Raw genomic sequence first — 5,329 nt, forward strand, 5'->3', positions numbered from 1 at the left:
CTCCCCGGCCAGCACGCCCCGCTCGGGCAGGGCCCTGACCGCGGGGGCCGTCCAGTCGGCGTCGGCGAGTTCGCCGTGGCCCGGGCGCCAGCTCCGGTCGGCGGCGAGGAGCAGGTCGGCATCGAGGAGGGAGTCGCCGGCCGCGAGGGTGAGTTCGGCGCCGGTGCGGCGGGCGACCTCGCGCATGGCCGCGCTCTTGGTGAGCGGCTTGGGCACGGCGTAGATCTTGCGGCCCTGGAGGGACACCGTCCAGCCGCGGTTCTCCGCCCACACCGCGAGTTCCTTCACCCACTCCTCGCTCAGCAGCTCGCGCTCGACGACGAGGTAGGCGAAGAGGTCCTCGGCGACGCGGTGCTTGCGCACCCACACCGGATCGGCGGTCCGCAGCAGGTGTTCCTGCACCTCGGACAGCGGGGCGCACTCGTCGGCCAGCCGGGCCAGCACCCGGGCGTGCCAGTCCCGGTCGCTCTCGCCGTCGACGAGGATGTGGCCGCCGTTGGCGCAGATCGCGTACGTGGGCTGCGGGCCGGGGAGGTTGATGCGCTGGTACTGCTTGCGGGTGCGGGTCGTCGTGGGGACGAACACCGCCTCGTCGCCGAGTTCGGTGAGGAGCTGGGCCGCCGTCTCCGTCATGTAGCACAGCGGCTTGCTCTCGTGGACCTCCACGCACAGCAGCCTCGGTGCCCGCGCGTCGGGCATGGTCAGGGCGAGGGCGGCGGCGGAGTAGATGAGGGTGCGGTCGAGGTCGCTGGCGACGATGACGGGCATCAGCGGGTCACCGCCTTGCCGTCGGCGCCGGTCGCGCCCCGCGTGTACCGGGGGTGGATCAGCCCCACGCAGGTGTACGGGAGTCCGTCGACCTCCTCGACGGGCACGCCCCGCTGTCCGGCGAGCAGGCGGACGTGGTCGAGGTCGCTGCCCGCCCCGGCCCGGGCCAGCACCTTCCAGGGCACCCGGCGCAGCAGCACCCGGGTGGTCTCGCCGACGCCGGGCTTGACGAGGTTCACGTCGTGGATGCCGTACTCCTCACTGATCCGCTCGACCGCGGCCCAGCCCTCCCAGGTGGGGGTGCGGTCGGTGGCGAGGAGTTCCTTGGCCTGGGCGCAGGCCGCGTCCGTCACCTCCGGGAAGAGGGCGGAGACGGCGTCGAGGAAGGCCACCGACAGGTCGGCGGCGGCGAGCTCGCGGTAGAACTTGGCGCCGTGGAAGTCGTCCGGGCCGACCAGGTCGGCGCGGAGCACGGTGCGTGAGATCAGGCCGGAGACGGTGGAGTTGAGGCAGGCGGAGGGGATCAGGTAGTCCTCACGGGTGCCGTAGGTGCGGACGCAGGAGCCGGGGTCGGCGAGGACCGCGATCTCCGGGTCGAAGCCGGTGACGCCCTCGGCCTTCTCGAACTCCTCGACCGCCTGGGCGAGTTCGCGGGTGATGGCGCCCTTGCCGGTCCAGCCGTCGACGAACACGACATCCCGGGGATCGTGATGGGCGGCCAGCCAGCGCAGCGCGTTGGCGTCGATGCCCCGGCCGCGGACGATGGAGACGGCGTAGTGCGGGAGGTCGAGCTGGTGGCGGTGCTGTGCCCAGCGGCGCATCAGGATGCCGACGGGGGTGCCCGCGCGGGCCAGGGAGACCAGCACGGGGCGCGGGGACCGCTCCGCGAGGACGGTCTCGGTGACCACGCCGACGGCGTGGGCGAGGCGGGCCGCCGACTCGTCGAGGGCGGCGTGGAACAGCCGCTGGTACTGCTCGCTGGGCTGGTACTCCACGGGCAGCGACTCCGCGTAGTGGGCGCCGCCGCTCTGGATGGCCTCCTCGCGCTCCTCGGTCGGCGCCTCCAGCGTCACGTCGGAGAGGTCCTGGAGCAGCCAGCCGACCTCCTCGGGCGCGTACGAGGAGAAGGCGGGGCCTCTGAGCGGGTCGGACAGCATGGTGGCGGGCCTTTCGGGGGCGTCCTGGGAGGCGGCGGGTACGTACGACGGTACGACCGCGAGGAGGACGTGCGGGGTGTGCTCGGCGAGCCGGGCGAGCAGGCCGCCGGGCGCGTGCAGCGCGGGGGTGTCGGCGGTGGAGTCGACCACGGCGACGACGGCGTCGAAACCGCCGCCGGCGACGTTGTAGGCGTAGCGGTCGCCGGGGCCGTCGGCGGGGTCGTCGTGGGCGGGGAAGACCAGGCGGGTGCGTATCGCGTAGCCGGGGTCGTCGACGGCGAGGACGGGTGAGCGGGTGGTGGTGGAGAAGCGCACGTCGGCGTCGGTGGTCCGCTCCAGCTCGCCCGCGAGACGCAGCGGGGTGTACATCAGTTCCTCGAAGCCGAGGACGAGGACGCGGCGGGCGCCGTCCGGCAGTGCTTGTGCGAGGCGGGCGGCCATGTCGGGAAGCGTCCGCTCCAGGTGGGCGCGGTGCGCGGGGGTGAAGCCGTGACGTCCCCCGTCGGGGAGGCCGGGGGGCCAGCGCAGGTCCACGCGGGTGAGGCCGTCGTTCGGCTGCGGCCCGTCATGGGCTTGTCGCGCGGTTCCCCGCGCCCCTGGGGGGTGAGTCCCGGCCTCCGCTTCCAGGCTCGGGGGACGGGCATCTCCCTGAAGGGGCGCGGGGAACCGCGCGACCGGCCCCGGCGGCGCCGCAGCCGTAGTCGGCGAAGCACCCGCCGTGGCGCCTTCGTACCGCGCCACCAGCTCCTGCCCCTTCTCCAGGACGCCGTCGGGCAACCGCACCGTGCCCGAGGCGACCGTCACCAGGTCGATGCGTGCCCCGATCTCGTCCGCGAACGCGTCCAGCCGTCCCGCGTCCGCGGGGGACCGCATGTCGACGAGGGCGACGACCACGTACCGCTCGCGCGGATACCGCGCATGAAGATCACGGACGGTGTTCAGCACGGTGTTGCCCGTGGAGAACTCGTCGTCGACCAGGACCAGCGGGCCGGACCCCGCCAGCAGGGACGGGTCCTCCGGGAGCAGCAGATGGGACGTCGCGTGGGAGTGGGCCTCCTCGAAGCCCCCGGCCGTGGCCGTCCCCTCGACCGGGCGGCGCGTGGAGTGCAGGCAGGGCGCGACGCCCAGACCGTCGGCGACACAGTGGCCGAGCCCGGTCGCGGTCTCGGCGTAGCCGAGGACGACCGCGTCCTGCGCCGAGCGCCCCAGCAGCTCCCGCACCCTGCGGCCGAGCTCGACACCGTGGCCGTACACGACCGACGGGGACTGGGGCACGTGCTTGCCCAGCACGTTGGACACCAGCAGATGGGCCCGCTTGGGGTTGCGGCGCAGTGCCAGCCCCAGGAGGCCGGGCAGCGCCTCGTCGCCGGTCAGCTCGACCCCGAGCCGCCGTGTGACCCAGCTGCCGGACCATGTGTCCTCGCCGGCCGGTGCCGCCCGACGCGCCGGGTGGCGCATCCCCTCGTTCACAGCCTTCTCCATCCCCGTCAGTCCGCCAGGCCCGCCGCGAGCAGTTCCACGAAGCCGATGTCCTCGTTCGCCACGCCGAAGACCTCGGCGCGCAGCATGGTCCGCTCCGCCCAGGCGCGGTGCGGCTTCACCTCGTTCATCTTGTTCGTGTAGGCCGACCTGAGTACACCCCCGCCGCCGCGTTCCGGCCGGAGGATGTCCTGGGCGTCGCTGAACTCCTCGTGGCTGACCACGGACAGCGCGTGCACGGGCAGGACGTGGGAGGGGTGGATACAGGTCTTGCCCAGCAGCCCGTTGGCCCGGTCGAGGGAGATCTCCCGCAGCAGGCCGTCCATGGCGTGTTCGAGCAGCTTCTGGCGCAGTGCGACGGCCTGGACCTCGTGGAAGGGGCTCTGTCGCAGCAGCGGCTTGAACATGCGCTCCTGGATGCGGAAGTACTCCCAGACGGGCCCGGTCACGGTGAATCCGGTGCCGTCGGCCCGGCCCAGCATGTTCACGACGTCGGAGATGACGGAGGCGACGACCTGGATGTCGTACGCCGTCATGTCGGAGCCCCGGCGCAGCCCGTAGGAGGAGCAGAAGTCGGTCACGCCGAGGCGCAGGGCGAGCACGCGGCCGCGGTACTTGTCGACGGCGCGGAAGATGCCCTCCAGGGTCTCCACGCGGGACTCGCGGTAGAGCAGCTCGGGGGACTCCAGGACGGGCATGGCGAACAGCCGGTGGCCGCTCTCGGCCTCGCCGGTGGTGAGCGCCTCCAGGAAGGGCAGCCCGCGTTCGGCGGTGAACTTCGGCAGCACGAATCCGGACAGCAGCGACACGGCGGGGCCGAGGCGGCGGACGAGGTCGGGGATCTGCTCGGGGGTCCGGACCCGGATGAACAGCAGCGGCAGGTCCGCACCGGGCCGTCCGGCCAGGTCGGCGAACTGGCGTACGAGGTTCTCCTCACCGGCGATCACGTCGGCGTCGCCGATGGAGTCCTCCAGGCACAGCACCATGGAGACCACACCCTGCGCGACCTGCTTGACCACGTCGTCGGCGAGCCGGGGCCTGGTCGCGGGGCTGTACAGCGTGGCGCCGAGGGCGGCGGAGAGCAGCCGCGCCGGGGAGTCCGGCGTGAACTCGCCCGGCTCCCGGAAGAAGAGACGTTTCCGCACCGCAGGGGTGATGTGACCGAAATGACGCATGGAACTCCCCCGTGGCATCAGTGGAATGTCGGAAGGTGGCCGGTAATAGTACGTAGGCATCCATGTCGGCGGTTCCCTCCGGGCATGAACACCAGGTAACCCGGCTGTGTCGAGCTCAACCCCCACGTTGTCGTGATCAGGACGGAGAGGGCAGGATGACCACATGACGCACGCGATGCTGAAGGGGTCGAACGTCCCTCTCGAGGCCACCACCGTACGCGCCGTGCTGCGCTGGTCGCCCGGGCAGGGGGTACCGGACGTCGACGCCTCCGCGCTGCTCCTCGGTCTCGACGGCCGTGTGCGCTCCGACGAGGACTTCGTCTTCTACAACCAGCCCCGGCACCCTGGGGGGCAGGTGTGGCGGCTCGGCAAGAAGCGCGTCGCCGAGAACCTGACCGACACGATCCAGACCGACCTCGCCGGTGTCGAGTCCGGCGTCGGCCGGATTCTGCTGGTCGCCTCGGCGGACGGCGTCACCTTCGACCGTGTACGGGACCTGCGCATCCTGCTGCACGACGCGCAGGACGCCGACGGCGAGGCGCTGGCGTACTTCGACATCAAGCCGGAGACCGGCCAGGAGACCGCGCTGATCTGCGGCGAGCTGTACCGGCGCGGGGACGGCTGGAAGTTCCGGGCGCTCGGTGAGGGCTATTCGAACGGGCTGGAGGGTCTGGCGACCGACTTCGGCATCTCGGTGGAGGAGGCGGAGGCCCTGCCGGAGTCCGAGGCGGACGGCGCCCAGCAGCCGCC

Annotated in this window: 4 protein-coding genes; 1 reads left to right on the forward strand and 3 read right to left on the reverse strand. The window is 72.4% G+C overall.

Features of this window, described 5'->3' with window-relative positions:
* From B9S61_RS02950 to B9S61_RS02960, 3 genes are all read right to left on the reverse strand, one after another.
* Positions 1-768, reverse strand: a 768-nt coding sequence (locus tag B9S61_RS02950) for an HAD family hydrolase (protein WP_103540778.1), incomplete at its 3' end; no start/stop codon positions are given.
* Entirely contained in the window at positions 768-3,383 is a 2,616-nt protein-coding gene (locus tag B9S61_RS02955) for a phosphoribosyltransferase (protein WP_103540780.1), read from the reverse strand. The genes B9S61_RS02955 and B9S61_RS02950, both read right to left, overlap by 1 nt.
* 29 nt (positions 3,384-3,412) lie before the next feature.
* Positions 3,413-4,579, reverse strand: a complete 1,167-nt coding sequence (locus tag B9S61_RS02960) for an HpcH/HpaI aldolase/citrate lyase family protein (RefSeq protein ID WP_103540779.1) — start codon at positions 4,577-4,579, stop codon at positions 3,413-3,415.
* Between the two features lie 163 nt (positions 4,580-4,742).
* Between B9S61_RS02960 and B9S61_RS02965 the strand changes: the two genes are divergently transcribed.
* Positions 4,743-5,329: TerD family protein (locus tag B9S61_RS02965; protein WP_146064688.1), on the forward strand; the 587-nt coding region annotated here is incomplete at its 3' end.

Origin of the sequence: Streptomyces sp. SM1 (genome assembly GCF_002910825.1) — a bacterium.
Taxonomy (GTDB): Bacteria; Actinomycetota; Actinomycetes; order Streptomycetales; family Streptomycetaceae; genus Streptomyces; species Streptomyces okerensis.